This is a genomic window from Blastomonas sp., assembly GCF_041747255.1.
In the GTDB taxonomy this organism is placed as follows: Bacteria; Pseudomonadota; Alphaproteobacteria; order Sphingomonadales; family Sphingomonadaceae; genus Blastomonas.
In genome coordinates, this window is record NZ_JBGTFM010000016.1 from 1 (window position 1) to 4,395 (window position 4,395).

Consider the following 4,395-nt stretch of genomic DNA (forward strand, 5'->3'; position numbering starts at 1 on the left):
CCCGCTTTCAGCGTCTCCCTCGCAATAATGCTGCGCTGGATCTCGCTGGTGCCCTCATAAATCCGGAACAGGCGCACGTCGCGGTAGAAGCGTTCGATGCCATAATCCGCGATGTATCCGGCGCCGCCGTAAACCTGCACCGCGCGGTCGGCGACGCGGCCGACCATTTCCGATGCGATCAGCTTGGTCGCGGCGCAGTCTAGCGTGATGCTCTCGCCCGCGTCGCGTTTACGCGCGGTCTGCTCGACCAGCGCGCGCGCGGCCATGCATTCGGCCTTGCTGTCGGCGATCTGCGCCTGGATCATCTGGAACTCGGCGATCGGCTTGCCGAATTGTTTGCGCTCGCTGGCATAGCCGACCATGTCCGTGATCAGCCGCTCGGCCGCGCCCACGCACACGCCGCTGATGTGAAGGCGGCCGCGGTCGAGCACGCGCATGGCCACCTTGAAGCCCTCGCCCTCCGCGCCCAGCCGGTTTTCTACCGGCACCTCGACATCATCGAAATTGACATCGCAGACATGCGCGCCCTGCTGGCCCATCTTCTTTTCATGCGCGCCGACCGAAAGGCCGGGCGTATCGCGCGGCACCAGGAAGCTGGACACGCCATGCGCGCCCTCCCCGCCGGTGCGCGCCATCACGGTGAACAAGTCCGCCTTGTCAGCATTGGTGATGTAGCGCTTCGATCCGTTCAGCCGATACACGCCCTTGGCTTCGTCCAGCGTGGCGCGGGTCTTGACGCTGCCCGCGTCGGACCCGGCATCGGGCTCGGTCAGCGCGAAGCTGGTGATCAGCTCGCCGCTCGCGATTTTGGGCAGCCATTTCTGCTTCTGTTCATCGGTCCCGGCCATCACCAGCCCCTGGCTGCCGATACCGATATTGGTGCCGAATGTCGAGCGCATGGCGGGCGAGGTATGGCCGATGGCGATGGCGACGCCGATCTCCTCCTCCATCGTCAGGCCGATGCCGCCAAATTCTTCGGGGATGGTGAGCCCGAACAGGCCGAGCTCCTTCATCTCGTCGATCAGATCCTGCGGGATTTCATCCTCATCGCCCACCTGCCCCTCGAGCGGACGCAGGCGCTCGGTGACGAAGCGGGTGATCGTTTCGATCAGCTGGTCATAGGTGTCTTTGTCTAGGGGCATGTCGGCTCCGAATTGGAGAAAAAATATAACGTTCCAAATTCCGTTCGCCCTGAGCTTGTCGAAGGGCTGCACTTTCTTTTTCACTGGCGATGTGAAGAATCACTGGCGATGTGAAGAAAGCAGAACAATGCTTCGACAAGCTCAGCACGAACGGATTTTTGGGTTGAGGGATAATTTTCCTTGTCGAATCAGTATCCGCTCAATTCCGCCACGCGGTTGGCGTGGTAATTGCTGTCGCCCATAAATTCCGCGAGCGCGCGGTCGCGCTTCAGATACAGGCCGATATCATATTCGTCGGTCATGCCCATGCCGCCATGCATCTGCACGCCTTCGCGCACCGCCAGATCGCAGGCCGCGCCCGCCTTGGCCTTGGCGATCGAGACCCAGAGTTCGGCCTCCTCGCTGTCCCCGGATCCGGCAGCGTCCAGCAATTGCTGCGCTTTCAGCACTGCAGCACGGGCAATCTCCAGCTCACCGTACAGATGCGCGGCGCGGTGCTGGAGCGCCTGGAATTCGCCGATCAGGCGGCCGAACTGCTTGCGCTGTTTGAGATAGTCCACCGTCATGCCCATCGCGCCCGTGCCGACGCCGATCATCTCTGCGGCGGAGCCGACGCGGGTCGCGGCCAGTACCTTGCGCAGCACCGTCCAGCCCTGATCGACCTCGCCCACCACCGCGTCGGCGGTGACTTCGACGCCGTCGAAATCGATATGCGCGGCCATCGCGCTGTCGACCAGCCGCGCGCTTTCCATCGACAGCCCACTCGCGTCCTTGTCCACCGCGAACAGCGTCAGCCCTTGCGTTTCACCCGCTGATCCGCCGGTGCGCGCGGCTACGATGAGCGCATCCGCGCTGCCGCCCTGCAGCACGAACTGTTTCTTGCCCGACAGCTTGAAACCATTGCCGGAGCGCTCGGCCTGCATCGCAATGCGTTCGGGCCGGTGCTTGGCGCCCTCGTCGATCGCGATACCCAGCACCGTCTCGCCCGCGATGATGCCGGGCAGATATTTTTCGCGCAAAGCAGCGCCCGCCTCGCTCAGCGCGGTCACGCCCGCAACGGACGTAACGAGAAACGGCGACGGCGTCAGGTTGCGGCCGATTTCCTCCAGCACGACGCCAGCCTCGACATGCCCCATGCCGAGCCCGCCATCATCTTCACTGGCAAGGATGCCGGTGAAGCCCATCTCGCCGAACTGCTTCCACAGATCATGGGAAAAGCCGTCCTTGCAGTTCTTATCGCGAAATTCGCGCAGATGCGAGGGCGGCGCCTGTTCCGCTATGAACGGGCGAACGCTGTCCTGAAGCATGGTCTGATCTTCGTCGAGATAGAGTGGCATGAATTTGTCCTAAATAAAGATACGTCATCCCGGACTTGATCCGGGATCCAGGGCCACTGCAGCGCTGCCACCGCCCTGGATTCCGGCCTTCGCCGGAATGACGATATTGGTTGGTTGCGTCGTCCGGCCTTACGCCCCCGGCAGCTCCAATATTCGTTTTGCGACCACGTTCAGCATCACCTCGCTGGTGCCGCCCTCGATGCTGTTGGCCTTGGTACGCAGCCAGGCGCGGGGACGTCCGCCATCGCCGGAGCGCTCGCTGTCCCATTCCAGCGCGTCCGATCCGCCCGCCTCCATGATCAGCGCGTGGCGGCGCTTGTTGAGTTCGGTGCCGGCATATTTCAGCATGTTGGGCTGGGCCGGATGGCCCTTGCCCGCCTTCATCTCGTCAGTGAAGCGTTCGGCCATCGCCTTGAAGGCCAACGCATCAACATCGAACTGGGCAAGCTCTGCGCGTAGCAGCCCGTCGTCCAGCTGGCCAAGGCCATTGGCACCGATCGAGGTCAACATCTGTGCGCCCAACGAGGGCGCGCCATCCCCAAGGCCGCCGCCCGAGATCATCTCGCGTTCATGGCCCAGCAAATATTTGGCGACATCCCAGCCGCGGTTGAGCGGGCCGACGATCTGCTCCTTGGGAACCTTCACATTGTCGAAGAAAGTCTCGCAGAACGGAGAGTTGCCGCTGATCAGCTTGATCGGCTTGGTGCTGACACCCGGCGTGGTCATATCGAATAACAGGAATGAGATGCCCTGATATTTATTGGTTTTGTCAGTGCGCACCAGACAGAAAATCCAGTCGCACTTGTCGGCATAGCTGGTCCAGACTTTCTGGCCGTTGACGATCCAGTGATCGCCCATATCCTCGCCATAGGTCTGCAACGATACGAGGTCTGACCCCGAACCGGGCTCGGAATAGCCCTGGCACCAGCGGATTTCACCGCGTGCGATCTGACCGAGATAATGCACCTTCTGCTCTTCGGTGCCAAAGTGCAGCAGCGCAGGTCCGAGCATCCAGATGCCAAAGCTGGACAGCGGCGGCCGCGCGCCGATCTTCGCCATCTCCTGCCGCAACGCTTTGGTTTCAGCAGCGGTGAGCCCCGCGCCACCATAAGCCTTGGGCCAATCGGGCACGGTATATCCCTTGGCGACGCAGCGCTCGAGCCAGAGCTTTTGCGCTTCGTTCTTGAACGTCCAGTTGCGTCCACCCCAGCAGACATCGTCTTCGCTGCGCACCGGCTCGCGCATTTCTGGCGGGCAATTGTCTGCCAGCCAGTTGCGCACCTCAGTTCTGAATTGATCAAGATCGCTCATCGTTCGTCCTCTCCAGACTTCTAACGCTGCGTGGCCATTTTACCGGAAAGATTTTCCGCGCTGAAATGACCCATCCGAGTTTCAGTCTATGGCGGCGCGAACCAGCCTGCAAGCCTCATGAATCCTTGGCCCGTTGCCGTAACGTCATGTCGCGAATGCGGCGCTAGCAGTTGACGTTTACGGCAGGTGCCATATGGTGAGAGGCACAAGAATACGCAGGAGAGAATCAATGCACCGGGCCGTCAGGTCCATCGCATCACGGGCGAACAGACTCGCTCTGGTGACTGGCCATTCCCCTTTAAAACGCCTCGGCTGATGAACGACGGCGCAGCCAAGCCAGGCGTCATGTTGGCCGGACGTGTGTCCATGCCCAACAAGCTGGCCTATGGCTTTGGCGCGGTTGCGTATGGCATCAAAGACAACGGTTTTGCAGTCTTCCTGCTGCTGTTCTACAATCAGGTGATGGGAATGCCGGCAGAACAGGTTGGCCTTGCCATCCTGATCGCTTTGGTCGCCGATGCCTTTTATGACCCTGTGGTCGGGCATCTGTCAGATCGAACCCGCAGCAAGTGGGGGCGCAGGCACCCATGGCTCTATGGATCGGC

At 61.4% G+C, this 4,395-nt stretch carries 4 protein-coding genes; 1 reads left to right on the forward strand and 3 read right to left on the reverse strand.

Translation table 11 applies throughout. From position 1 onward, the window contains the following. From ACEW8G_RS00620 to ACEW8G_RS00630, 3 genes are all read right to left on the reverse strand, one after another. A partial coding sequence (locus tag ACEW8G_RS00620; protein WP_373486517.1) for an acyl-CoA dehydrogenase family protein occupies positions 1-1,142 on the reverse strand: 1,142 nt, incomplete at its 3' end. 188 nt (positions 1,143-1,330) lie between these two features. Then, positions 1,331-2,479, reverse strand: a complete 1,149-nt coding sequence (locus ACEW8G_RS00625; RefSeq protein ID WP_373486518.1) for an acyl-CoA dehydrogenase family protein — start codon at positions 2,477-2,479, stop codon at positions 1,331-1,333. A 129-nt stretch (positions 2,480-2,608) separates the two neighbouring features. Further along, positions 2,609-3,790 (reverse strand): acyl-CoA dehydrogenase family protein, encoded by a 1,182-nt coding sequence (locus tag ACEW8G_RS00630; protein WP_373486519.1) that lies wholly within the window; start codon positions 3,788-3,790, stop codon positions 2,609-2,611. Between the two features lie 345 nt (positions 3,791-4,135). Between ACEW8G_RS00630 and ACEW8G_RS00635 the strand changes: the two genes are divergently transcribed. Continuing rightward, positions 4,136-4,395, forward strand: a 260-nt coding sequence (locus ACEW8G_RS00635) for an MFS transporter (RefSeq protein ID WP_373486520.1), incomplete at its 3' end; no start/stop codon positions are given.

What these genes read in the sequence shown, in the direction of transcription:
- ACEW8G_RS00625 (WP_373486518.1), bottom strand. Translation starts at nt 2,479, where the DNA reads ATGCCACTCTATCTCGACGAAGATCAGACCATGCTTCAGGACAGCGTT.
- ACEW8G_RS00630 (WP_373486519.1), bottom strand. Translation starts at nt 3,790, where the DNA reads ATGAGCGATCTTGATCAATTCAGAACTGAGGTGCGCAACTGGCTGGCA.